The organism is Falsirhodobacter sp. alg1 (assembly GCF_000739715.2).
Taxonomy (GTDB): domain Bacteria; phylum Pseudomonadota; class Alphaproteobacteria; order Rhodobacterales; family Rhodobacteraceae; genus Falsirhodobacter.
Genome location: NZ_BBJC02000001.1, coordinates 407,661 through 432,303, shown reverse-complemented (window position 1 = coordinate 432,303; position 24,643 = coordinate 407,661). Strand labels below are relative to the sequence as shown.

At 62.3% G+C, this 24,643-nt stretch carries 24 protein-coding genes; 11 read left to right on the top strand and 13 right to left on the bottom strand.

What is annotated here, in order from left to right; genetic code table 11:
* Positions 1-30: 30 nt before the first annotated feature.
* On the bottom strand, positions 31-531 hold the full coding sequence (locus tag TR36_RS02030; RefSeq protein WP_062762258.1) for a hypothetical protein: 501 nt from the start codon (positions 529-531) through the stop codon (positions 31-33).
* Positions 512-2,245 carry a dihydroxy-acid dehydratase gene (gene ilvD, locus TR36_RS02025; RefSeq protein ID WP_045388782.1) on the bottom strand — a complete coding sequence of 578 codons (1,734 nt, stop codon included), beginning with the start codon at positions 2,243-2,245 and terminating at the stop codon, positions 512-514. Before ilvD ends, TR36_RS02030 begins: the two co-directional genes overlap by 20 nt.
* Before the next feature lie 131 nt (positions 2,246-2,376).
* Here ilvD and TR36_RS02020 point away from each other — a divergent pair, with 131 nt between their 5' ends.
* Complete coding sequence (locus TR36_RS02020; protein ID WP_045387918.1) at positions 2,377-3,027, top strand: hemolysin III family protein; 651 nt, start codon at positions 2,377-2,379, stop codon at positions 3,025-3,027.
* On the opposite strand, the gene TR36_RS02015 is transcribed toward TR36_RS02020, so the two are convergent.
* Genes TR36_RS02015 through rbfA form a run of 4 tightly spaced genes read right to left on the bottom strand, consistent with a single transcriptional unit; the run spans position 3,024 to position 5,616 of the window.
* Complete coding sequence (locus tag TR36_RS02015) at positions 3,024-3,530, bottom strand: DUF1643 domain-containing protein (RefSeq protein ID WP_045387921.1); 507 nt, start codon at positions 3,528-3,530, stop codon at positions 3,024-3,026. The two genes, TR36_RS02020 and TR36_RS02015, sit on opposite strands and share 4 nt — an antisense overlap.
* Positions 3,527-4,429, bottom strand: coding sequence for a tRNA pseudouridine(55) synthase TruB (gene truB, locus TR36_RS02010; protein WP_045387924.1), 903 nt, complete (start codon positions 4,427-4,429; stop codon positions 3,527-3,529). Before truB ends, TR36_RS02015 begins: the two co-directional genes overlap by 4 nt.
* A 55-nt stretch (positions 4,430-4,484) precedes the next feature.
* The gene (locus tag TR36_RS02005) at positions 4,485-5,213 is read right to left on the bottom strand and encodes a phosphodiester glycosidase family protein (RefSeq protein ID WP_045388785.1); all 729 of its coding nucleotides are present in this window, start codon (positions 5,211-5,213) and stop codon (positions 4,485-4,487) included.
* Complete coding sequence (gene rbfA, locus TR36_RS02000; protein ID WP_045387926.1) at positions 5,203-5,616, bottom strand: 30S ribosome-binding factor RbfA; 414 nt, start codon at positions 5,614-5,616, stop codon at positions 5,203-5,205. The genes TR36_RS02005 and rbfA overlap by 11 nt, the downstream gene beginning before the upstream one ends.
* A gap of 97 nt (positions 5,617-5,713) precedes the next feature.
* Here rbfA and dapB point away from each other — a divergent pair, with 97 nt between their 5' ends.
* Positions 5,714-6,523, top strand: a complete 810-nt coding sequence (dapB, locus tag TR36_RS01995; protein ID WP_045388788.1) for a 4-hydroxy-tetrahydrodipicolinate reductase — start codon at positions 5,714-5,716, stop codon at positions 6,521-6,523.
* Between the two features lie 19 nt (positions 6,524-6,542).
* Here the strand turns inward: dapB and TR36_RS15690 are convergent, their stop codons facing one another.
* Complete coding sequence (locus TR36_RS15690; RefSeq protein ID WP_045387929.1) at positions 6,543-6,716, bottom strand: DUF1674 domain-containing protein; 174 nt, start codon at positions 6,714-6,716, stop codon at positions 6,543-6,545.
* Between the two features lie 69 nt (positions 6,717-6,785).
* Between TR36_RS15690 and TR36_RS01985 the strand changes: the two genes are divergently transcribed.
* The 8 genes from TR36_RS01985 to mutL all read left to right on the top strand — a co-directional run bounded on the left by TR36_RS01985 (position 6,786) and on the right by mutL (position 16,729).
* Positions 6,786-8,045: an RsmB/NOP family class I SAM-dependent RNA methyltransferase gene (locus TR36_RS01985; RefSeq protein WP_045387932.1), complete on the top strand. Its 1,260-nt coding sequence runs from the start codon at positions 6,786-6,788 to the stop codon at positions 8,043-8,045.
* 73 nt (positions 8,046-8,118) lie between these two features.
* Positions 8,119-9,471 carry a heparinase II/III family protein gene (locus TR36_RS01980; RefSeq protein ID WP_153010465.1) on the top strand — a complete coding sequence of 451 codons (1,353 nt, stop codon included), beginning with the start codon at positions 8,119-8,121 and terminating at the stop codon, positions 9,469-9,471.
* Between the two features lie 26 nt (positions 9,472-9,497).
* On the top strand, positions 9,498-11,078 hold the full coding sequence (gene purH / locus TR36_RS01975) for a bifunctional phosphoribosylaminoimidazolecarboxamide formyltransferase/IMP cyclohydrolase (protein WP_045387938.1): 1,581 nt from the start codon (positions 9,498-9,500) through the stop codon (positions 11,076-11,078).
* 1 nt (position 11,079) lies between these two features.
* Positions 11,080-11,574 carry a signal peptidase II gene (lspA, locus tag TR36_RS01970; protein ID WP_062762256.1) on the top strand — a complete coding sequence of 165 codons (495 nt, stop codon included), beginning with the start codon at positions 11,080-11,082 and terminating at the stop codon, positions 11,572-11,574.
* Between the two features lie 53 nt (positions 11,575-11,627).
* A complete protein-coding gene (locus TR36_RS01965) occupies positions 11,628-12,146 on the top strand; it encodes a DUF3035 domain-containing protein (protein ID WP_062762455.1) in 519 nt (172 codons plus the stop codon).
* An 82-nt stretch (positions 12,147-12,228) separates the two neighbouring features.
* Positions 12,229-13,569 (top strand): pitrilysin family protein, encoded by a 1,341-nt coding sequence (locus TR36_RS01960; protein ID WP_082714812.1) that lies wholly within the window; start codon positions 12,229-12,231, stop codon positions 13,567-13,569.
* Positions 13,566-14,873: a pitrilysin family protein gene (locus TR36_RS01955; protein ID WP_045387947.1), complete on the top strand. Its 1,308-nt coding sequence runs from the start codon at positions 13,566-13,568 to the stop codon at positions 14,871-14,873. Before TR36_RS01960 ends, TR36_RS01955 begins: the two co-directional genes overlap by 4 nt.
* A 59-nt stretch (positions 14,874-14,932) precedes the next feature.
* A complete protein-coding gene (mutL, locus tag TR36_RS01950; RefSeq protein ID WP_062762253.1) occupies positions 14,933-16,729 on the top strand; it encodes a DNA mismatch repair endonuclease MutL in 1,797 nt (598 codons plus the stop codon).
* On the opposite strand, the gene TR36_RS01945 is transcribed toward mutL, so the two are convergent.
* From TR36_RS01945 to TR36_RS01920, 6 genes are all read right to left on the bottom strand, one after another.
* The gene (locus TR36_RS01945; RefSeq protein ID WP_045387953.1) at positions 16,726-17,772 is read right to left on the bottom strand and encodes a saccharopine dehydrogenase; all 1,047 of its coding nucleotides are present in this window, start codon (positions 17,770-17,772) and stop codon (positions 16,726-16,728) included. The genes mutL and TR36_RS01945 overlap by 4 nt on opposite strands.
* 216 nt (positions 17,773-17,988) lie before the next feature.
* Positions 17,989-19,074 carry a flagellar basal body P-ring protein FlgI gene (locus tag TR36_RS01940; RefSeq protein WP_370553260.1) on the bottom strand — a complete coding sequence of 362 codons (1,086 nt, stop codon included), beginning with the start codon at positions 19,072-19,074 and terminating at the stop codon, positions 17,989-17,991.
* Positions 19,074-20,075: a flagellin gene (locus tag TR36_RS01935; protein ID WP_045387958.1), complete on the bottom strand. Its 1,002-nt coding sequence runs from the start codon at positions 20,073-20,075 to the stop codon at positions 19,074-19,076. The genes TR36_RS01940 and TR36_RS01935 overlap by 1 nt, the downstream gene beginning before the upstream one ends.
* Positions 20,076-21,395, bottom strand: a complete 1,320-nt coding sequence (gene flgK, locus TR36_RS01930) for a flagellar hook-associated protein FlgK (protein ID WP_045387961.1) — start codon at positions 21,393-21,395, stop codon at positions 20,076-20,078.
* Positions 21,396-21,403: 8 nt separating this feature from the next.
* On the bottom strand, positions 21,404-22,708 hold the full coding sequence (locus TR36_RS01925; RefSeq protein WP_045387964.1) for a flagellar hook protein FlgE: 1,305 nt from the start codon (positions 22,706-22,708) through the stop codon (positions 21,404-21,406).
* A 60-nt stretch (positions 22,709-22,768) separates the two neighbouring features.
* Positions 22,769-23,590 (bottom strand): flagellar motor protein MotB, encoded by an 822-nt coding sequence (locus tag TR36_RS01920; RefSeq protein ID WP_062762251.1) that lies wholly within the window; start codon positions 23,588-23,590, stop codon positions 22,769-22,771.
* 199 nt (positions 23,591-23,789) lie between these two features.
* Between TR36_RS01920 and exbB the strand changes: the two genes are divergently transcribed.
* Positions 23,790-24,641, top strand: a complete 852-nt coding sequence (gene exbB, locus TR36_RS01915) for a tonB-system energizer ExbB (RefSeq protein ID WP_370553318.1) — start codon at positions 23,790-23,792, stop codon at positions 24,639-24,641.
* Positions 24,642-24,643: the final 2 nt, after the last annotated feature.

The following is a 24,643-nucleotide window of genomic DNA, read 5'->3' as shown; positions in this document are numbered from 1 at the left end:
CCACTGTGCAATCCCGTAAAAAGGATGTGATCACTTGTTTTTTTGCACCATCGCAGCCAGAAAATTCTCTGTCAGGGTACGGCCAGCCGCAGGATTCAGGCCGATTTCCCCGGTCACGGTCAGCGTCACCAGCCGGTCCTGCAAAGGCACCAGAACCCGCCATCCCGGCTCTGCCAGCCCGGCATCCCGCACCAGCATGACCAGCGCCGAACCCCGGCTGCTCAGCTCCAGTATAGAGATATCTTCGGCCCGGTTGTTCGCCGACATTGCCGCCCGCCCCTGTGGCGAGGAGATCCATTGAACCGCCTCAATCGTGTCGGACAGGGCAGCGGCACTGCCCTCGGCGCCGGCCAGGGCCGTCAGCAGAATGTCCGGTGCATCGGCTTCCTCGCAGGGCCGGATCAGGACCCGCTCTTCGATCGTACCCTCGGCCACGCAAAAACCGTCGGGGGCTGCAACCTCCACCGCAGCCGCCTGGGCCACTGCGGTGGAAAGAAGCAGGAAAGCTGCACTATTGGTCCATATAGACATGGGTTTCGGCCTTTGCGCCCGGATGCGTTACCGCACCATATCGTGCGCCGCCCACAAGTCGCGCATATTTCCACAACGCGCCCGATTCATAATCCGTAGGCTTGGGCCCGGTCCATGCCCCATGGCGGTGGCGCAATTCGTCATCGCTCAGATCGACAGACAATTCTCCGGTCACGGCATTCAGGGTAATCATGTCCCCGTCCCGCAGCAGGGCAATCGGCCCGCCGTGCGCGGCCTCCGGCCCCACATGCCCCACGCAGAAGCCGCGCGTCGCGCCGGAAAAACGCCCGTCGGTGATCAATGCCACCTTCTTGCCCATTCCCTGCCCCGATAGCGCCGCCGTGGTGGACAGCATCTCGCGCATTCCCGGGCCGCCCGCGGGGCCTTCGTTGCGGATCACGATCACATCCCCCTCCGCGTAGCGACGGTTCTGGACAGCCTCGAACGCCTCTTCCTCGGATTCGAATACACGGGCAGGACCGGTAAATACCTGTTCGGCCTCGGTCATGCCCGCCACCTTCACGATGGCCCCTTCGGGCGCCAGATTACCCTTCAGCCCCACGACACCGCCGGTCTTTGTGATCGGTGCATCGATGAAATGGATCACCTTTCCATCCGGTTCATGCGTGATGCGGCCCAGGGCATCGCCCAATTCCTCTCCCGAGGCGGTTAGGCAATCAAGGTGCAGAAGTCCGGCCCGTGCCAGCTCGTTCATCACCACCGGCACGCCGCCAGCCTCGAACAGATCCTTCGCCACATACTCTCCGCCCGGACGCAGGTTCACAAAGTAGGGGGTATCGCGGAAGATCTCGCATACATCGAACAGGTCGAAATCGATCCCCGCTTCATGGGCGATGGCCGGAAGGTGCAGACCGCCATTGGTGGAACCGCCGGTACAGGCCACGACGCGCGCGGCATTCTCCAGCGCCTTGCGGGTTACCACATCCCGTGCGCGGATGTTCCTCTCGATCAGCTTCATCACAGCCTGACCGGAGAAATCCCCATATTGGTCACGTGATTCATAAGGTGCAGGCGCCCCTGACGAATTCAGCAGGGCAAGGCCGATCGCCTCGGACACGCAGGCCATCGTGTTGGCGGTGTACTGCCCGCCGCAGGCGCCGGCCGAGGGGCAGGCCACCCGCTCCAGAATCTGCAGCTCGGCATCGGACATGGTGCCGGCAGCGTGCTTGCCCACCGCCTCGAATACGTCCTGCACAACCACATCCTTGCCGTTCAGCTTACCCGGCAGGATGGAGCCGCCATATACGAAAACGCTTGGCACGTTCAGCCGCACCATCGCCATCATCATGCCCGGCAGGGACTTGTCACATCCTGCCAATCCTACCAGCGCGTCATAGCAATGCCCGCGCATCGTCAGCTCGACCGTATCCGTGATCGCATCCCGCGAGGCGAGCGAGGAGCGCATCCCCTCATGCCCCATGGCGATACCGTCGGTCACGGTGATGGTGGTGAATTCACGGGGGGTGCCGCCCCCTTTTTTCACCCCCATCTTCACGGATTGTGCCTGACGGTTCAGGGCAATGTTGCATGGGGCCGCTTCGTTCCAGCAGGTCGCCACCCCCACCCATGGCTGGTGGATTTCCTCCTCGGAAATTCCCATGGCATAGAAATAACTGCGATGCGGCGCGCGGGATGGTCCCTCTGTCACATGACGGCTGGGCAGTTTTGATTTGTCAAAACGAGCATTGGACATGGAAACCTCCGGTTTGATCCCTATATGGGTTATAATGATGACGATATATCCCATCAACCCGTAACTTTATTACCTGAATTCATTCGGGAATATGAGTTTACGGGCCATGACGAACGCCATACTGTCAGGTCATGCTTACATCCCGCCGAACTGTTTATTCCCGCACCGAATGGATCAGCGATGCAACGGTGCATGTGCTGGGCGTTGTCCTGTCGCTGATTGCCGTTCCCGTACTGGTCACGATGACCGCCATTCTGCGCCCCGAGGTCTGGCCGATCCTCGGCACCTCCATCTATGGCGCGACGATGATCGCGATGTTCCTCTGCTCGGGGCTTTACAACATCATCCGTGCCCCCGAATGGTGCGGCACGCTGAAGCGGATGGACCATTCGGCAATCTACCTGAAGATCGCCGGCACCTATACCGCCTTTGTCATGCTGTCAGGGGCTGCCGAAATCGCCTTGATGCTGCTTTTGTGGATCGCCGCAATTGCGGGCGTGGTGCTGAAGGTCGCCGCACCGAACAGGTTCGAATGGGTGGGTTTCACCCTCTACATCGCCATGGGGTGGATCGGCGTTGTGGCCGGCTGGCCGCTCTTTGCCACAATGACCAAACCCGTTCTGACGCTGATTGTGGCCGGGGGGCTGACATATACCTTGGGCACGCTGTTCTACCTGCGCCACAACATGCCGTTCCACCGTACGATCTGGCATATTTTCGTGGTGGCCGGAACGGCCATATTCTACGCGGCCGTTCTGACTCAGGTGATCCTGACCCGTTAAACCCAGAGAACGGGCTGCACCGCATATCCGATATAAAGCGGATGTTTCGGGTGCCCCGCCTGCGACAACCCGAGGTGATAGAGCGGCCTGCCCGTTGCCCGCAGGACCGCCTCTACCTGCGCACCCCGGTTCATGAAGGCGCCATGCGTCCCCCATGCGCATACGATGGTATCGGCCCAAAGCGCGCTTTCGGCGATGGCAGCATCATTTTCCGCACCAACCGGATCAGCGGCGGCGCGCATCTTCTTGGGATCCGTATCGCGCCATGCAAAGATGTTGCACACGCGAAAGGCCCCGAATCCCAGCGTCCGCGCCCGCCGTTCGCACCGCTCCACCGTCGGATCATTCTGCGCCTCGGTCGCGGTAGAGGGGTTGAGCATGATGAACAGCACCCGCTTGCCCCCCTCGTCCCATGTCCGCGTCAGCAGGAAACGATAGGCCTCATCATCTGAATAGACGGCTGTGGAGGGCGCATCGCCCTTCACGAAGGTACGCGATATCACTGCACGAACACCCGGCTGGGGTGCAGCTCACCCGCCTTGTAGATGCCGACGGCCAGCGCACGCCCCTCATAGCTGGCCCATGCCTCGTCGCCGTATTCCGCGCCGGTCAATACCATGCCCGGATTGCCGTTCCGCAAACGCGCGGCACCTTCGGGTGTCGCCTGCAGTTCGGGCAAATCGGCCAGACCGATCTCCAGCGGCCTGATATGGGCATCAAGCTCGGGCGTCTGCGCCAGCCGTTCGATCTCTTCCATGCTGATCCCGCCCTCGGCAGTGAACGGGCCTGACCATGTCCGACGCAGCCATGCCACATGGCCAAAGCATTCAAGCGCCGCCCCCAGATCGCGGGCGATGGAGCGGACGTAACCGCCTTTGCCGCAGACCATCTCCAGCTCTACATGATCGGCATCGGGGCGGGCGATCATGGTCAGGCTTTCGACCCACAGGGGGCGGGCAGCCAGATCCATTTCCTCACCACCGCGGGCAATGTCATAGGCACGCTCGCCATCCACTTTTACCGCGGAAAACTGCGGTGGCACCTGCTGGATCTCTCCGCGAAAGGCGGCCAGCGCCGCCTCGATCGCAGCATCATCAGGGCGGATGCCGGATTCCGAAATCACTGGCCCCTCGGCATCATCCGTGGTCGTGGCCTGACCCAGCCGCACCATGAAACGATAGCATTTTAGCGCATCGGTAATGTAGGGGACGGTCTTCGTCGCCTCGCCCAGTGCCACGGCCAGAACCCCGGTCGCATCGGGATCAAGCGTTCCCGCATGGCCGGCCTTTTGCGCGCCCAGGGCCCAACGTACCTTGTTCACCACAGAGGTAGAGGTGATGCCCGCAGGCTTGTCGACCACAAGCCAACCCGATACCGCGCGGCCCTTGCGTTTCCTGCCCATCCCAAAATCTCCGTCTGGCGAAAGGCCGGGTGCTACATCACCCGACCCGACATGGTCAACGGGGAATGGCCAATCCGACGATCGGACCCAATGGAAACCCGATATCGCTCCGCCCCAGATCGGGGGAATAAAGGCGCGAAATGGAACCGTCGAAATACAGCGCATTCGGGGTTTCCAGTCCGTCCCTGAAAAAGCGTCCGAATTCGTCGAACGTCACATAGTCCGATGACATGACGAACCATGCCTTCTGCCCGTCCGCGCTGACCCCTACCCCGTTGCGAATATGGCGCGAGGTGCTGTCAGGAAGAAACCGCGGATGCAGCGCCCCGTCGATCACCAGCATCGGCCCGGATTGCGTGGCAAAACGGCACCGGGGTGGATCGGCGGCATAGGCACGCGTTTCCACAACCGAAAACCGATCCCCGATGCAGAACACGCCGTTCGGAAGCAGCCCGAAATTGCCGTCGGAGGCCCCCGTCACCAGACGCGCCCTTTGCTGACCATCCTCGATCAGCAGCCCGACGGGGCTACGATCGGGGTGGTACATACCTGCATTCATGGCAAAGCCGAGGGTCTTGCCCTCGGCCTTCAATGCATTGTCCACACGGGTAAAGCTGCCATAGGTCCGCCCGTCGGGGGCCGTCTGGAACACGCGCACATCATCCGAGGCATTTGCTTCGCATACCGCGAAATCCCGCCCCTCGAACGCCATCATGTCGCATGAGGCATGGGCGGCGACAGGCATGAAGAATGCCGTCAGGGCTGCGAGCAGCCTATGTTTCATCGCCATCCTCGGCCTGAATATCGCGCTGCACCCGTTCGTCGGCAAACAGGCGGCGCGTTTCATCCAGCCGGTCGAACGTCTCGTCCGCGCGGAACCGCAGGTCGGGCGCGAATTTCAATGTCATTTCCTTGGCAACACGATGGCGCAATTCGCCCTTGTTGCGGGCCAGTGCCGCGATGATCGCCTGCACCTCACCGCCGCCAAGGGGCATGACATAGACCGTGGCGATCTTCAGATCGTTGGATACCGAAACCTCGCCCACCGTGATCGACACGGAGGTCAGGTCGGGGTCATGAACCTCACCCCTGTTCAGCACGTCCGAAAGGACGCGGCGGATGAGTTCCCCCACCCGAAGTTGACGTTGTGATGGGCCGGAGCCTGCGGATTGCGAATTACGTGCCATGCTTCGCGATGTAAGGCTTTTGTCCGCGCTTCGCAATGCGGGGGTTTCGCAACAGATCCACGCGCGTTACCACCACAGCAAAAGCATGGAGGATCAGATGGGCGAACTTCCCGGACTGGTGGTAACAGGGGCAGCGGGTCGCATGGGCAGGCTGCTGATCGCGGCCGCGCTGGCCTCCGATCATGCGCGGCTGACAGGTGCGGTCGTACGCAAGGGGCACGATTGGGCCGGTCAGGATGTGGGCGTGGCGATGGGCGGCGCCCCTGTCGGCATCATCGCGACCGATGACCCGCTGGAAGCCTTTGCAACAGCACAGGGCGTTCTCGATTTCACCACACCCGATGCCTCGGTGGAGTTTGCCGCATTGGCCGCACAGGCCCGCGCCGTGCATGTTTGCGGATCGACAGGCTTCACCCCCGCGCATCTGGCCAAACTGGAGGCGGCAGGCCGCCATGCGGTCATCGTGCAATCCGGCAATACCAGCCTTGGACTTAACCTTCTGCTGGGGCTGACCCGAAAGGTCGCCGCTGCGCTTGATGCCGATTGGGATATCGAAATTGTGGAGGCGCATCACCGCGCCAAGGTCGATGCCCCGTCCGGCGCGGCCCTGATGCTGGGCGAAGCGGCGGCCGAGGGGCGCGGCGTTGCGCTTCAGGATGTGCGCGATTCCGGGCGTGACGGCATCACCGGGGCACGCACAACGGGTGATATCGGATTTTCCTCTATCCGGGGCGGGTCCATCGTAGGCGAGCATGACGTGATCTTCGCCGGCGAAGGCGAACGGCTGGTCCTGCGCCATATTGCCAATGATCGTGGCATTTTTGCCCGGGGCGCGCTGAAGGCAGCCCTTTGGGGCCAGCAGCAGAAGCCGGGCATCTACACCATGTCGGATGTGCTGGGCCTGTGAACCCCACAGGCCCCGGCCCTCAGAAGTCGATGGCGAGGCCCTTTTTCTCCCAGTCGCCATAGCGGACGGGTTCGGGGCCCTCGCGCCCTCCAAGCTCGGTCGGCAATTGTGCGGCACGATCCGCCTCGGCGCGGCGCTCCGCAGCTTCGGCCAGCGCGCGTTGTGCGGCGGGCGGTAGAATTTGGTCGGTCATCGCGGCCTCCTTGTTTCGGGGGGTAAGGCTGATATACCGCAGGAAACCACGGGAACAAGGGGACGCGCCATGGCGGTCGAAGGCTTTCGCGCGCGGCATGCGGCGGTACAACTTCTGGGGGCAGTGCTGTCCGAGGGGGAAATGCTGTCGCAACTGATGACCCTGCCCAACGGGCCGATGGATGCGCTACCGCCGTCCGAGCGTGCCCGCGCTCAGCGCCTGGTCACGCTGACATTGCGCCATCTGGAACAGGCGGACCGCTTGCTGGAACCGCATGTCCGCCGTGCCCCGCCCCGTCTGGTACAAAACGCACTGCGGCTGGCAGTGGTCGAAATGGCCGTAGACGGAGCCGCTGCGCATGGTGCTGTGAATGCCGCCGTGGATATTGTACGTCATGGACGGAAAACGGCACATCAGGCGGGCTTTGCCAATGCCGTGCTGCGTTCGGTTTCCGCCGAAGGTGTGACGTTTGACGGGATGCCTCCCCAACGTCTTCCGCGCTGGTTGCGCCAACCCCTTGTCCATGCCTGGGGGCGCGAGGCGGTTGCCGCCATTGAATCCGTCCATGCATCGGCCCCGCCGGTGGATCTGACGCTGAAATCGGACGCGGCGGCCGTGCCCGAAGGCACTGCCCTTCCCACAGGCAGCCTGCGCCTTGATGCAGGCGCCCAGATTTCCGCGCTGCCCGGCTACGAGACGGGCGATTGGTGGGTGCAGGATGCCGCGGCGGCAATGGCTGTCCGCCTTTTGGCCCCCAAGGCGGACGAGAACATCGCCGACTTCTGCGCGGCCCCCGGTGGCAAGACGATGCAATTGGCCGATGCCGGCGCCAAGGTCACGGCCATCGACATTTCCGGCCCGCGCCTCAAACGCCTTTCGGCCAACCTGACCCGTACCGGGCTGACGGCCGAGGTCATTGCGACCGATGTGCTGACCTACGCCGGCGGGCCGTTCGATGCGATCCTGCTGGATGCCCCCTGTTCGGCCAGCGGCACGATCCGGCGGCACCCCGACCTGCCCTTTGTCAAAACGGGCGAGGAACTGGCCACCCTCGTTCCCCTGCAGGCGAAACTGATCGACCACGCCCTGACATTGCTGGCCCCGGGCGGGCGGCTGGTGTTCTGCACCTGCTCTCTTTTCCCCGAGGAGGGCGAAGGGCAATTGGCCGCCGCGCTGGAGCGCCATCCCGATCTGCGCGTACTGCGCCCGGATATGGCAGGCATCGATCCGGCCTGGATCACCGAAGCCGGCGGCTTGCGTCTGCGCCCCGACCTGTGGGCCGACAAGGGCGGAATGGACGGGTTTTTCATGGTGGCCCTGACCAAATAAGCCATCCTTTGCGGTGACAGACTGCCAAGTCGCGGTTATCCTTGGTCCATTCTGGACGTGGGGATCATTGGGTGTGACCGAAAGGGCAGGGAAAAACGGTCTCGGGGACCGGTTGGCGGTATGGCGCAGCAGAGGTGGCCCGACCCCGCAGATACTGAATCCGATGCGGGATCTGCCGATGGGCGGCAATGCCGTCCGCGGGGCCGAGCTTTGCGCCAGTCCCGTCTGGCATGGCGCCCATGTGCAAACCTTTGCATGGCTGTCCGACCTTGCGGCCCTGGGGGATGAGGCTGCCGGACGGCGGGCTGCCAGCGCCACCGAGGAATGGCTCTCTCTTTGGGGCAACGGCACAGGCTGGACCCCCGATGTTACGGGGTTGCGGCTGCTGCACTGGATCGTCAATGCCCGCTTTGTCCATCCACGGGGGGTGCCGCCTGCCGCAATGGCCGCACTGGGGCATCAGGCGCGCTACCTTGCCCGACGATGGGCGGCAGCGCCGAACGGCCTGCCCCGCCTTCAGGCCCTGGCGGGGCTGGCCATCGTTGGCCGCGCCCTGGATCTGCCGCACCTGATCCCCGACACGCAGACGGTCGAGGCAACACTGGCAAAGGCGCCTTGCCCCGCAATCCCCGACCTGCCCGAGGTTCTGTCGCTGCTGCTGTGCCTGCGGACCGCCTGCCCCGACCTGTTCCTGACCGAGTCCATCACACGCATCGGCACCACGTTGCGCGCGCTGCGGCATCCTGACGGCACGATGTCCCGGTTGGCCGGAGGGGACGGCGGCGATCCCGAGCGGATGGACGCCGCGCTTGTTCTGGCTGCCCTGCGGGGAACGACCCAGGCCCCCATGAGCGGTTTTGCCCGGCTGGCACGCGGACGCACCACGGTGATCCAGCGATTGAAGGGCGCGCTCCCCTTCGAGATGAGCAGCTGCCGCCACCCCGTCATCATTGCCACACCGGAGGCGATGGCAGAGATACAGCTTCCCAGTGTGCCGCTTGGCCCGGATGCCCTCAGCGATGTTCTGGCCACACCCTACCGGATTGCCGCACGACAGGATGGCTGGCAGAAGGCCGGGCTGGCGCAGCACCGCAGCATCACCCTGTCCGCCGATGGCAGCGCACTACAGGGCACCGACCTGATAGAGCCGCGAACCGCCAAACTGCAGCGCCGCGCCCGCCGACGGTTGCCGCTGCGGCTTGCCGTGCAATTTCCCCTTGCCCCCGATCTGGGAGTGGAGGTTGACCAAACGGGCGTCAGGCTGGCCCTGCCGAACGGCGAAATCTGGGTCTTCACCGCATCCCACCCCGTTCTGATTGTACCCCATCCGACAAGAATCGTGCTTAGTCACAGCTTTGATGACTTTCCGGCCCGCTTCGACTGGACCTTGGCGAAGACAGAGGGTACCTCCCGTGCCATCCGCTGAACGGCCGCATGATTCAGGAGTCTGAAATGACTGACCTCGTATACATTGGGCGCGCGCTCTTGTCTGTTTCGGACAAGACCGGGCTTCTGGACCTCGCAAAAGCGTTGCACGCACGGGGGATCGAGCTGATCTCCACCGGCGGCACCGCCAATGCCCTGCGCATTGCCGGCCTTCCGGTCAAGGATGTGTCCGAGATTACGGGATTCCCCGAAATGATGGACGGCCGCGTGAAAACGCTGCACCCGAATGTGCATGGTGGCCTTCTCGCCCTGCGCGACGATGACGAGCATCTGCTGGCCATGGCCGCCCATAGCATCGAGCCGATCGACCTTCTGGTCGTGAACCTCTATCCGTTCGAGGCCACCGTGGCCCGTGGCGGCAGCTACGACGATTGCATCGAGAATATCGACATCGGCGGCCCCGCCATGATCCGTGCCGCATCCAAGAACCACCGCTTCGTCAACGTGGTTACCGATGTGGAGGATTATGAGGCCCTGCTGGCCGAGATGGAGGCCCATGACGGCGCAACCTCCTATGCCTTCCGCCAACGCCTGGCCCTGACGGCCTATTCACGCACCGCTGCCTATGATGCAGCGGTTTCCAGCTGGATGGCACAGACACTGGACGAGGTTCCACGCCGCCGCGCCTTTGCCGGAACGCTGGCGTCCAACCTGCGCTACGGCGAAAACCCGCATCAGGCCGCCGCCTTCTACACCGACGGCACCAATCGCGCCGGTGTCGCAACCGCCAAACAGTGGCAGGGCAAAGAGCTTTCGTACAACAACATCAACGACACCGACGCGGCGTTTGAGCTGGTGGCGGAATTTGCCCCGCAGGATGGTGCCGCCGTTGCCATCATCAAGCACGCGAACCCTTGTGGCGTTGCCCGCGGTGCCACCCTAGCCGAAGCCTATGAGCGCGCATTCGACTGCGACCGCACCTCGGCCTTCGGCGGAATCGTTGCGCTGAACCAGCCGCTGGACGGCCCCACGGCGGAAAAGATCACCGAGATCTTCACCGAAGTGGTCATTGCACCCGGTGCCGATGAGGAGGCCAAGGCCGTCTTTGCCAAGAAGAAGAACCTGCGCCTGCTGACCACGCGCAACTTGCCGAACCCCAAGGCCCCCGGCCTGGCGTACAAGCAGGTGGCGGGTGGCTTCCTGGTGCAGGACAAGGATACGGCCGACCTGCCCGAACTGCGCGTCGTGACCAAGCGCCAGCCGACCGAAAGCGAGATGGCAGACGCATTGATCGCATGGACCGTGGCCAAACACGTGAAATCCAACGCGATCGTCTATGTGAAGGATGCCGCCACCGTCGGGATTGGCGCAGGCCAGATGAGCCGGGTGGATTCCACCCGTATCGCGGCGCGCAAGGCCGAAGATGCCGCCGAGGCGATGGGCCTTGACGCCCCGCTGACCAAGGGCTGTTCGGCCGCGTCGGATGCCTTCTTCCCCTTTGCCGACGGGGTAGAGGTTCTGGCAGGCGTAGGGGCCACCTGCGTTATCCAGCCCGGCGGCTCCATGCGCGACGCCGAGGTGATCGAGGCGGCAGACCGCTTGGGCCTTGCCATGATCTTCACCGGCCAGCGCCATTTCCGGCACTGACATGCGCCTGCTTGGCCTGACCGCTCTGGTCGTCTTTGTGCTGGATCAGCTGTCGAAACTGGCCGTGATCCACGGGCTGAACCTGCCCGTGGTGGGCCGGGTCGAGGTCATCCCCCCGTTCCTGACATTTCAGATGGCGTGGAATCAGGGAATGAACTTCGGCCTGTTCGCCGGTGACGCAAACGTTACGAAATGGCTTCTGGTGATCATTGCCCTGTCCATTTCGGGCTGGGTGCTGTGGTGGATGCGCAAACCGGGCCACACCCGGACGGCACAGATCTCGGCCGGGCTGCTGATTGGCGGGGCGCTCGGGAATGTGATCGATCGTTTGCTGTATGGGGCAGTGGCGGATTTTCTGAATATGTCGTGCTGCGGGATCGACAATCCCTATGCCTTCAACGTGGCCGATATCGCCATTTTCTTGGGGGCAATCGGTCTCGTGGTCTTTACCGGCGAACCGAAGCCACCGAAAAAACGTGTCCGAAAGAGCACGTGACCTGACTGGGGCTTTAGGCTACAGACGGGATTAGTAAGCTGATGGAGGCAGGGATGCAGGCAGCGCGTGGCGCATTTGCACTGGCAGGGATGGCGCTTTTTGCCCTGACTGCCTGCGGTGGCGGTGATCCTGATTTGGTACGCATCAAATCAACCAGCAACGGGCCGGATGAATTTTCGGTTGTGCCGCACAAACCGCTGGAAATGCCTCCGTCGTTGAATGACCTGCCCGCCCCCACCCCCGGCGGCGTCAACCGGACCGAGCTTGATCCACGGGGGGATGCGATCGCAGCCCTCGGGGGCAATCCGAACGCCCGCAGCGCATCGTCAACCGATGCGGCGCTTCTGACCGCAGCGGCCCGCTACGGGAATGAGGCGGCAATCCGCCCGGAACTGGCTGTCGAGGACGCGGAATTCCGCAATGAAAATCGCGGCAGCCTGCTGGAGCGCGTGTTCCGCAATACGACCTATTACCGGGTTTATGACGACCAGATGCTGAATCCGCAGGCCGAAGCGCAGCGTTGGCAGCTTCAGGGCACGCAGACGCCCGCAGCCCCGCCCGTGGATCAATAATCACAACCGTGTAGACCGCCCGCTGTCGGCTTGCCCTTACCTGCCCCATCAGGTCAGGTGGGGCCAACGACATTACGGGAGGATGTTAATGGCGTATCGCTTGCCGGCCCTGCTGGTCATGGGCCTGTCATGTGGCCCTGCATTCGGGCAGGACATTACCGACTTCACACTGGATAACGGGCTTCAGGTCGTCGTGATCGAAGACCACCGCGCCCCCATCGTCACCGATATGGTCTGGTACAAGACCGGCTCGGCAGATGAAAAGGCGGGCGAATCCGGTGTGGCGCATTTCCTGGAGCATCTGATGTTCCAGGGTACGCAGAAAATGGCTCCGGGAGAGTTTTCGGCCACCGTTTCTGCGCTTGGCGGGTCGGACAATGCATTCACATCCTACGATTATACCGCATATTTCCAGCGCGTATCGGCAGATAATCTGGAACGGATGCTGACAATGGAAGCGGACCGGATGGAAAATCTGGATCTGTCGCAACCCATCGTAGACAACGAACGGCAGGTGATCCTGCAGGAGCGCAGCCAGAGGGTGGACAGCAACCCATCGTCCCTGTTTCAGGAGCAGCTGAGCGCCGCGCAATATCTGAACAGCCCCTACCAGAGCCCGGTGATCGGCTGGCGTGCGGAAATGGAGGCCCTGTCGCGTGAGGATGCGCTGGACCATTACCATACCTTCTATGCACCGAATAATGCGATCCTCGTGGTGGCTGGCGATGTCACCCCAGACGGGGTACGCGAACTGGCAACCAGGCACTTCGGCCCCCTCAGCCCGTCCACGACCATTCCACCGCGTGAACGTCCGCAGGAACCGCCGCAATTGGCCGAACGCCGGATCGTGTTCAAGGATGCCCGGGTGGCACAGCCCTATGTCATGCGCAGCTATCTTGCCCCCGAACGGAATGCCGGGGATCAGAAATCCGCCGCCGCCCTGACGGTTCTGGCAGAGCTGTTGGGCGGAGAACCGACGAACTCGGTACTGGCCAAATCCATGCAATTCGGTGCAGATGCCCCCGCGATCTACACGATGGCCTCTTATGATGGCACATCGGTGGATCAGACCACCTTCAACATCGCCGCTGTTCCGGCAGAGGGTACGACGATCCAAGAGGTGGAGAACGCGATGGATGCCACCCTGCAAACCTTTCTGAAGGACGGGGTGGACCAGACGCAACTTGACCGGATCAAGACGCAGCTTCGCGCCTCCGACATCTATGCGCGCGACGATGCGGACGGTCTTGCACGCATGTATGGCTCCGCGCTGGCCGTGGGCCTGACGGTGCAGGATGTAAAGGACTGGCCGCAGATACTGCAGGATGTCACCGCCGATGAGGTGATGGCCGCCGCGCAAAGTGTGCTGGACAAACGCCAGTCGGTGACGGGCTGGCTGGAATCTGACGAGGTGACGCAATGAAGATCCTGAAAACCGCGATTGCCCTGATCTGTCTGTCATTGCCGGCATATGCAGCCGTTCCGATCCAGAAAGTGACCTCGCCCGGGGGCATTACCGCGTGGCTGGTCGAAGAGCATGACATCCCCTTTACCGCGCTGGAAATCGAATTCCGGGGCGGCACTTCGCTGGATGCCGAGGGGAAACGCGGCGCAACCAATCTGATGGCCGCAATGCTCGAAGAAGGAACGGGTGACATGGACGCGCAGGCCTTTGCCGCCGCCCGCGACACATTGGCCGCCGACATCGACTTTTCGTCCAACAAGGACATGGTTTCCGTCTCGGCACGTTTCCTGACGGAAAACCGCGATCAGGGGGCCGATCTGCTTCATTCGGCGCTTGTGGCGCCCAGCTTCAACGAAAGTGCGATCACCCGCATCAAGGCGCAGATCATCTCGGGCATCCGGTCATCGAACCAAGACCCGGAGCATATTGCACGCCAGGCGATGGCATCGCTGGTGTTCGGCAACCACCCTTACGGCAGCGATGACAGCGGCACCGAGGAAAGCGTGGCCGCCTTGACCGCTGATGATCTGCGGGATGCCCATGCAGCAGCGCTGGCCCGGGACCGGGTCTATGTGGCCGCCTCGGGTGACATTACCCCCGAGGATCTGGGCAAGCTTCTGGACAGAGTTCTGGGCGATCTGCCGGCCACGGGTGCGCCCATGCCGGCCGATACCACGCTGGATGACAAGGGCAGCACCACCGTCGTCGATTTCCCGACGCCGCAATCGGTCGTCTCGTTCCTGCAGCCGGGCCTTGATGTGCAGGACCCCGATTTCATGGCCGCCTATGTCGTGTCCGAAATTGTCGGGGGCAGCCGCTTTACCGCACGCCTGATGGATGAACTGCGGTCTAAACGCGGGCTGACCTATGGCGCCTACAGCAATATGGTCACCATGGATCACGCCAACTTCATGTCCGGGCATTTCGCCAGTGATAACGACAAGGTGGCCGAGGCTGTGCAGGTCACCCGCGATGTCTGGGCAGATGTGGCGGAAAACGGCGTCACCCAAGAAGAGTTGGACGCCGCCAAGACCTATATGACCGGCGCCTATCCGCTGCGGTTCGACGGGAACGGCCCGATCGCCTCCATCCTCGTCGGAATGCAGGTTCAAGGGTTCGACATCGATTACCCCAAAACCCGGAACCAGTTGATCAACGCGCTGACACTGGAGGACGTCAACCGGGTGGCGAAGAAGCTCTACAATCCCGACGCGCTGCGGTTCGTGATTGCCGGGCAGCCCGAAGGTATGGACCAGAATTGAAAAGGCGGGCGCGGGGGCCGGTAGCCAATCCCCCCCGCGCCTGCTAAAATCGCGGGATCATGCCTGATCCCCGAATTCGCCCCGTAATCCGCCAGCTTGACGAAAGTGCCATCAACCGCATCGCAGCGGGGGAGGTTGTCGAACGGCCTGCATCCGCCGTGAAGGAACTGGTGGAAAACGCGCTGGATGCCGGGGCAAGGCGCATTTCGATCGAAGTGGCGGGCGGCGGAAAAACCCTGATCCGCATCACCGATGACGGCTGCGGCATGTCCTCCGAAGATCTGCCCTTGGCCCTGACGCGCCATGCGACCTCCAAGATCGACGGTTCGGATTTGCTGGATATCAGGTCCTTCGGATTTCGTGGAGAGGCGCTTCCCTCCCTCGGGGCCGTGGGCCGCCTGACAATCACATCACGCGTCGCCGGCATGGAGGGGGCCTCCATCACCGTATCTGGCGGGCGGATCGACCCTGTGCGGCCGGCAGCAGCAGCCCCCGGCACGGTGGTCGAACTGCGGGATCTGTTCTATGCCACCCCTGCCCGCCTGAAGTTCCTTCGTACCGACCGGGCTGAAACACAGGCCATTTCCGACGTTGTGCGCCGGCTGGCCATGGCAGAACCCCAAGTGGGCTTTTCGCTGACGGACACCGAAACGGGTCGTACCCTGTTTCGTGCGGACCCCGAATCCGGAGAGCTGTTTCAGGCGCTTGCAGGTCGGTCCGGGCGCATTTTCGGGGCCGAGTTCATAGATAACGCCATTCCCGTGGATATTGAACGGGACGGGCTGCACCTGTCGGGCTTTGCCGCCCTGCCGACCTATTCGCGCGGATCCTCGACCCAGCAGATCCTGTTCGTGAATGGACGCCCCGTGCTGGACCGTATGCTGACCGGCGCGCTGCGGGCCGCCTATATGGATGTGCTGTCGCGGGACCGGCATCCGGCCGCAGTGCTTGGCATAACCTGCGAACCGGAACTGGTGGATGTGAACGTGCATCCCGCCAAATCCGAGGTACGCTTCCGGGATCCGGCACAGGCACGGTCCCTGATCGTATCGGGGCTGCGACAGGCGCTTTCGGACGCAAGGCATCGCGCCTCAAGCACGGTAGGCACCGCCACGCTGGAGACGATGCGACCGGAACCGCCGCGCGTCTACCAGATGGATCGCCCCTCGCAGCCCATGATTGCCCGGACCATCGCATGGCAGGCACCGGGATTTGCCGAGGCCCCTTCGGCACGAATGGACATCACGCCAGAAGCCCCGCCCGATCCGGTGCCCGAGGCCGCCCCCCTCGGGGCCGCCCGCGCGCAGGTGCATGGCAACTACATCATCGCACAGACCACCACAGGGATGGTGATCGTGGACCAGCATGCCGCCCACGAACGGCTGGTCTATGAACGGCTGAAGGCGCAACGTGATGCTGCGGGGATTGCGGCACAGGCCCTGCTGATTCCCGAAATTGTCGAACTCTCCCCCACCGATGCCGCGCAGATCTTGGAGATTTCCGACGATCTGTCACGCCTCGGCTTGTCTATCGAACCGTTTGGCGCCGGGGCCATTGCCGTACGCGAAACCCCGGCCATTCTGGGCCAGGTCGATGCCACGGCCCTGTTGCGCGATATTCTGGACGAACTGGCAGAAGGTGACAGCACGACCCTGATGGCCCGTATGGATGCCATCCTCAGCAGGATGGCCTGCCATGGCTCCGTTCGATCCGGGCGCTCCATGCGCGCAGAGGAAATGAACGCCCTGCTGCGCGAAATGGAGGCGACCCCGAAATCGGGTCAGTGCAATCACGGCCGCCCCACCTATGTCGAGCTGAAGCTGCAGGACATCGAACGTCTGTTCGGTCGCCGTTAGGTGATCGCGGTATCGAAGGCGGCCTTGGCCCGCATCCATACGCCCTGATCCAGATGCTCCAGCGCATGAAGATGCGGCAACAGCTGTGCCGCATAATCGGCAGAGCTTTCCTTCGGCAGCAGGGACGGTAAATTGTCGATCGCAACCACATCCAGCGGCGGCTCCATAGCCACCCGCAAGGCAGGGTTTTCCCAATCCGTGGTATGATCATACACGCGGATCGGTGAAAAATCCGAGGCCGGGTCGCAGGCGATATCCCCGATGACGCGGAGCGCCCGTTCAACCTGACCCGCATTTTCCGGCACGAACACCGGACAACCGGGCTGCGCGAGGATACAGTTCAACAGAACCGGATGTGCCAGTATTTCGGGGAACGGCCCTCCCGAGGCCGTATGTTCGGCATCCCAGGCAGTGACGGGGATATTCATTGCCCCGCATAAATCCGCCGCGCCCGCACCGACACGGCCATTCGCACCAACGATCAGCACGCGCGGCATCGCAAGATCCGCCATTTCGGCTGTGACCTTTTCCACAAGGTCCTCCTTGTCGGCAAACGGTTCAAGCGGCCCGCAGATTCCCCCGCGATGCTGGGCCGCCAGCGCGATAAGGGTGACCGCCGCCCCGACGTATCCGGCCCAATATCCAAACGCCGCAACCCGGCGGCCATCTTCGTCCACCAGAGCCTCCAGATCATAAAGCGTTCCACCGCCATGGCGAAAACGGTCCAACAGCCGCTGCCCCGCCGCCTGCCCCTTGAATGCATGGCCGAACATGATGTGGCGATGCACCAGCGGCGCATCATCATCCGGCAGCTCCTTGAGACCAAGGATAATCGCATCCTGCGGGGCCATGACCCAGCTTGCCGCGGGTGCGATATCGGCCCCGGCATCGATATATGCCTGTGTCGGCACGCATCGGGCGGGACTATCCTCAACCGTGATGTGAAAGCCGCTGTCGATCAGGGCCGCGACGCCATCTGGCATCAGTCCGGCACGCTGCTCGTGGGGCCGCTGTTCATGGCGCAGCCAAAGATGTGGTTTCATGCCGTATTCCAATATCCCCGCCGCCTTGCGACGATTGCAGCGCTCGGCACCGATACAGGCATCAGAGGCAGTTTGCGGGCAGTTGCCCCTTTTGCCCTAGGACCGTAGTGATAGCCGAACAGGTTTGATCCCATCTTTTCTAATCAAAGCTGCAGGCAATCCGCGGCTCGACCAGTCTGGAACAAATCCTAGCCTGCAATCGGCAGTAGGAAAGGCCTATCGGACAATGAATTCGGCGTGCAATGCCCCGGCGGCATTGATGCTTTTGAGAATGTCGATCATGTCATAGGGGGCCACGCCCAGGGCGTTCAGGCCGGCCACCACCTGTGACAGGCTTGTGGTTCCCTGCAGCTCTACAAGGCCGGTACCTTTTTCCTGCTCTATCTGCGCCTGCGTTCGAGGTACGACAATGGTTTGCCCCGGAGAAAAAGGGTTGGGCTGCACCACTACCGGCTCTTCCTGAATGCGCAGCGTCAGATTGCCCTGCGATACCGCAACGCGGTCGATCCTGACATCTTCGCCCATCACGATCGTACCCGATCTTTGATCCACGATCACGCGGGCGGCAGTTTCCGGTTCAACCATCAGGTTTTCCAGTCGTGCAAGGACATGTGCCGGTGATTGGCCACGCAAATTCAATTCCACGGTGCCGGAATCGGTCATGGTTGCCATGCGGCCACCGAAGGCCTGGTTGACGACCCCCTCGATCCGGGCCGCTGTGGTGAAATCCGGATTTCGCAGGGCCAACCGCAGGGTTTGCAGGCCGGTCAGATCGAATTCCACTTCCCGCTCCACCCTGGCCCCTGCAGGAATTGTTCCCGATGTAGGAACACCCTGGACAACGCGGGCCGCCTGCCCTTCGGCAGAGATACCGCCGGCAATGATGGTCCCCTGTGCCACCGCATAAATCTGCCCGTCGGCCCCGTTCAACGGTGTCATCACAAGCGTGCCGCCCAGCAGGCTCTTTGCATCCCCGATGGCCGAAATTGTCACATCGATCTGGCTACCGGAGCGGGCGAACGGCGGCAGACTGGCCGTGACGAACACGGCAGCAACGTTTTTGGGCCGCAGCATTTCACCGGTGACATTGACGCCCAGCCGTTCCAGCAGGTTAGACATTATATCCTCGGTGAAGGGCGAATTGCGCAATCCGTCCCCCGTGCCATTCAGCCCCACGACAAGGCCGTAGCCCACAAGGTCGTTGCCCCGCACCCCGTCTACATTCGCAAGATCCTTGATGCGGACCGGCGCTGCCATGGCGGGCAATGCGAGGCATAGAAACAGCACGAGCCAGCGCAGCATCAAAGATAATCCGTCAGGTTCAGGCGCGAAATCCGCGCGGTCACGGTATAGAGGGTTTCTATCTGCGTCTGCGTCGCCTCCAGCCGCGTGGCCGCTTCGTAGGGGTCAACGGCCAGAAGGGATGTCTGCGCCATCTCCAACGCGGATTTTTCGGCCTGATGGCGTGTCGAAAGGCTGTCGATCCGCGCCTCGACCGCGCCCAGTCTGGCAGCGGTCTCGTTGCGCTCGCCATCGGCGGAGATCAGTACAGCGCCCGCCGCATTGGCCAGCACCGCCCGTTGTTCCGGCTCTGCCTGAAGTGTACCCGACGCCAGAAGCGCGCCCAGTGCCAACCCCTTCAATGTGTTGCGAAGCCCGGTATCCGCCGCCGTCAGCCCTAGACTGACACGATCCGTTTCGCCCAGCACCATAGGTGCGCGCGGCGCCCCGCCGAGATAGGCTGTACTGTCAAATCCACCGCCGGAAGCGAACCACGCGTCGACAGCCTGCAGAATCCCCGCAGCACCATCAGCGCCCGCTACAAGCGTTTGCAACGCGGACAGAATTGTATCGGCATCTGCCAATGCAGGCCCGTTCGGCGCATCACCGGAAAACACGCCCTGCCCCGCCACCTGCACATTCAGCGCGGAGATGACGGTTTCAAAGGCCTGCTTTGCCACCTCGGCGGTTGCGCCCAAGGTGGTCGGGTTGGAGGTAACCGACGGATCCGACAAGATTGTGCCAAGCGTACCAACCGCATCATCGATAACCGACAATCCTGCCTGCTGTGCGGTGGCCAGCGTGCCCGCAAGGGATGTTGCGTTCGCCAGCGCCTGATTGCGCGCAAGGGATGTCGTGATTGCCGCCTGCTGGGTAAAATCCCCCCGCACCGCCCGCCCGGTATCGGCGGCAACACCGCTAACCACCTCTGTCGCAAGGCGTTGTTGCTGCACTTGCAGCGCGGTGTTCTGCCGCCGCAGGGCAAAGGATTGGGCCATATCGGCCAGGGAAATTGCCGACATCTACAGCTCCAACAACCGTTGCATCATCTGATCGACCGCCGACAGCACCTTGGCATTGGCGGCATAGCTTTGTTCGATCAGCAGAAGATTCTGCATCTCAACATCTGTATCCACGCCCTGCCCGAGCTCTGCCGTGTGCAGCGTGTCGTAGCGGGCCGTCGCAAAATCGGCCTGATCTTCGGCGGCAATCCGGCGCGTGGAGACGGATGAGAGAAAATCGGCCACTGTTCCCGCCGCCCCGCCGCCGGAGTCCAAGGCCGATACAAGACCATTCAGCAGTGTAGCATTGCCCCCCGCCGATGGAGTTGTCGCGCCCATACCATCACGCACCCGCCAAGGTTCGGCCAGCAATGCCGGGTCCGTTGCCAGATCGCCGTTCGCATTGCGCGTTATAAGTCCACTTCCCCCCAAGCGGGCAACAAGATCATCCCCCACCGCATCAAGCTGCTGCTGAACGGCCACAGCCTCCTGATCCCGCAGCGCAAAATCGGCGGCCATCGCGCCATTTCCCAGCCCGGCAACAGGTACGTCCCGACCATTCAGGGTCAATCCTGACAATCCCCGGCTTTCGATTGTCATATCCGGCGTTACCAGATTCATCGGTGAAAATCCGAGGGTAGCGGCCTTACCGTCCAGCAAGGTCAGCCCGCTTGTGGTGATCAGCGCAATACGCCCGTCATCCCGGGTGATTTCGCGCACCGGAATCTGCGCGGCTACCGTATCCACAAGCTGCTGGCGCTGGTCCAGAAGGGATGACACATCGCGCCCCTGCGCGGATTGCGAGGCAACGGCCGTGTTCAGCACTTCAAGCTGTTTCAGTGCCGCATTGATATCGGCCACGCCCCGTCCGATCCGCGTATCAGCCTTCAGACGAGCGGCCTGCACCTGATCCCCCAGCGAATTGACGCGGGCCGACAATGTGGAAGCCGCCGTGACCACTGCATCAAGACGCGAGATCGATTGCGGCTGGCTGGATGCGTCGATCAAGGCCGTATCAAGCGATGACAGCAATGTCCCCAATGCGCCGGCGTCCCCGGTGACGCCGATATCCCCCTCGATCCCGGAATAGAATTCCGCCAGCCGCCCGCTTGCCACCTGCGCCGCTTCGGCCACACGCCGATCCGCCGTCAGCGCCCGGTCGGCAAATCGCGTGATGCCCACGATATCCACACCGCCCGTGGAGCGCGTAGCCAGCGACAGCTCCCGTTTGCCATACCCTTCGGTCAGTGCGTTGGCGACGTTCTGTGATGTCACGTCGGCCGCTCGTGCGCTGACCGACAACCCCGAACGCGCCACCGAAAATGCGGAGCTTAGCGTCATGAAAGATCCTAACGTTTCAGATTGGTGGTTTCCTGAAGCATCTCATCCACCGTCTGGATGATCTTTGCGTTCGAGGAATAGGCGTTCTGTGTCTGGATCAGTTGCGTCAGCTCTTCCGCGACATCGGTTGTGGATTGTTCACGCGTGAAGCCCTTGGTGCTGCCCGTCGGCCCGTCCCCCGCATCCCACAGATAAAATGCCCCTGAATCAGCCGTGATCGAAAAGGTCTGGTTATCCAGAGACCGCAGGCCATTCGGGTTCGGCACATCGACCACCGGCACCTGATAAAGAACGCGGCTGAACCCCTGATCGTATTGCGCCCGGACATAGCCGTTGTCATCCACCTCAATGGATTGCAGACTTCCGACGGCACTCCCGTCCTTCTCGATGACGCTTGGCGCATATGTATCCGACAGCTGGCTCATTCCCGTGGTCTGGCCGGGTTTTCCCAACGAAAAGCTGACATTCCCACCGCTCAGCTTCAGGTTGATGGTGCCGCTGTCGGCGTCATAGGTTCCTGCCTTTGCACTGTCGCCCGATCCTGCAATGCGCGTCACGGATTCCAACGTGCCGCCCGCTTGCTGGCTGTCATCGAATACCATCCGGTAATCGCCAAGCACCGTAGACGTGGCATCATCCGTCAGCCGCATCATCCATGCGTTCGAGGCGGTTCCGCCCGTCGCAGGAACCGATGTGAAATCCACCGTCATCGACTGCGCCGTTCCAAGCGAGTCGTAATATTCGATCGTTTGCGAATACGACTGCGCCGCCGCATCAGGCTGCGTGGCAGTGGCCGGCAGGTTTACAGCCAGGGCCATCCGCGTGGTCGGATTGGAGATGAACTGGTTCATGTTTATCTTCACAGGCTCCAACCCCGACATGGATTCACGTGCCACGGCGGGAATGGTCCCGTCGGCATTGGCCGCCCATCCCATCAGCGTCAGGCCGGATTCGGTTTTCAGCACCCCATTCGCATCGGTGCGAAAGGAGCCAGTCGTCGTCAACGTAACCGCATCACCTTCATCCGGCGACACCGGAAGAAATCCGCGACCGTCGATTGAGATATCGGTCGAATTCGTGGTGCCGACCAATGCGCCCTGTTCGTCCACCATCCGCAGCGCGGTGGTGCGGACACCCCCGGCAGAATAGCTGCCGGCGTTGTTTCCGGCGTTCACCATCTGGAAAAAATCGGTCTCGGCCCGTTTGTAGCCATAGGTGCCCGAGTTCGCGATGTTATCCGATATACCGGCCAGACGGGCCGCATTGGCATTCAACCCGGAAACGCCTGCGTTGAGGGAGGAAGTGATCGTCATCTGGAATCGCACCTTGCTGCTGCATTGCCCCTAGATTGGTCACCACCGCTTAATATCGCCCTAACGGTCGCGGCGAAGCAGGATCACCTCGATCCGGTTGTTGCGGATAGACGTGGCATCGGGCGTCACCGGTTTGCGATCGGCATTGCCGGTGATCCGTGCAAAGCGTTGTCGCGGCAGTCCCATCCCTTCGATCAACCCCCGCATGGCCTGCGCACGATCCCCCGACAACTGCCACGCAGGATTGTTCTTCAGCACGATGGGATAGGATCTGACATGTCCCGAAACCGCGACCTGATTGGTGCTGAGCGCCAGCGTGTCCGCCAGAATCCATGCGACATCCCGCAGGATCTGGCTGGGAATTGCGGTATCATCCACAAAAAGCGGCATTTCGGGCAAATCGAATATTTCGATCACCACCCCTTCGTCGGTGACACGCGTCACCACATGCCGAAGGGCCCGCTCCATCGTCATGCTTTCCCCCCCGCGCGCGCGCAGAAGCTTGTCGAGGTTGCGACGCTCGTCCTCCAACCCCTCAATGCCGCTGGCAACATCGCCACGGGCGCGCTGCGCCTCGGTAGGGGCCACGTTCGAGGCGCCCGCCCCGCTCTGCACCAGCTGATCTTCGGAAAAGACGGAATCCCCGCCGAACATCCCGGAACCACCGCCCGAAACACGGTTCACCGGAATGGTCGGGTTGAAAAAGTCGGCCAGGCCCTTGCGCTGCTTCTCGGTGGTTGCGTTCAGCAGCCACATCAGCAGAAAGAAGGCCATCATCGCAGTGACGAAATCGGCATATGCCACCTTCCACGCTCCGCCATGGTGCCCCCCCTTGACCACCTTTTTCTTCTTCAGGATGATCGGGCGGTCGGCCTTGTTCATGGCATCTCTACTTTGCGGCTGGCTTCCTCTGGTCTAGGCGGCAAAGTTGAATGCGGGCTTAACGCATGAATGCCGTTGCAGGCATTGAAACTTGACCATTTAAGTCAATAATTTTAGACCTTGGGCGAGTTTGGAATAGCGAAAGGCGGAACCGATGGCCGTATGGACGAAGGCGCTCGCGATCGCGGGCCTGAGCCTCATGATGACCTCGGGGGTTCAGGCACAGGGTAATGCCCCGACCGTGCAGACCGTGGCCCCTGCCGCCACCACGGCCCCTGCAGGCAACCCTGTGGAAGCGGCACCGCCCGCTGCGGATGCCACACCCTCTGCTGCCGTGGAACCTGTCTTGCCCGCGCATGATCTGTCGGTCATGGGAATGTATGATCAGGCCCATTGGGTGGTCAAAGCGGTCATGCTTGTCCTGCTTGCCGCCAGCTTTGTCACATGGACAATCCTTCTGTTCAAAATCGTGGAAATTGCCGGGGCGAAAAGGCGCCTGAGTCGCGCCGCCCATGCCATCCGCGAAGGAGAGACACTGCCCGCTGTCGCAAAGATGCTGTCCGGTCGTCGTGACCCCGCCAGCTTCATGGTCGCAGCCGCTCTGGACGAGGTCCGCAAGTCCGAAGCCGCTCTGGATGTTGCCGGCGCATCGGGTGTGAAGGAAAGGGTCCGCTCGCTCATGGAACGGACAGAGGCGCAGGCCGGACGCCGGATGCGCAAGGGCACCGGCATGTTGGCCTCGATCGGGTCTGTCGGGCCATTTGTAGGGCTTTTTGGCACCGTCTGGGGCATCATGAACGCCTTTATCGGCATTGCCGAAAGCAATACGACCAATCTGGCCGTCGTCGCACCGGGCATTGCCGAGGCTTTGCTGGCAACGGCATTGGGACTGGTCGCGGCCATTCCGGCAGTCGTCATCTACAATGCTTTCGCCCGCCAGATCGCGGCATACAGGCAGGCCCTTGGCGATGCAGGGGCTGGCATCGAACGGCTGGTCAGCCGTGATCTGGATTTTCGCCATCTTCCGCACCATCCGACGGCAGCGGAGTGATC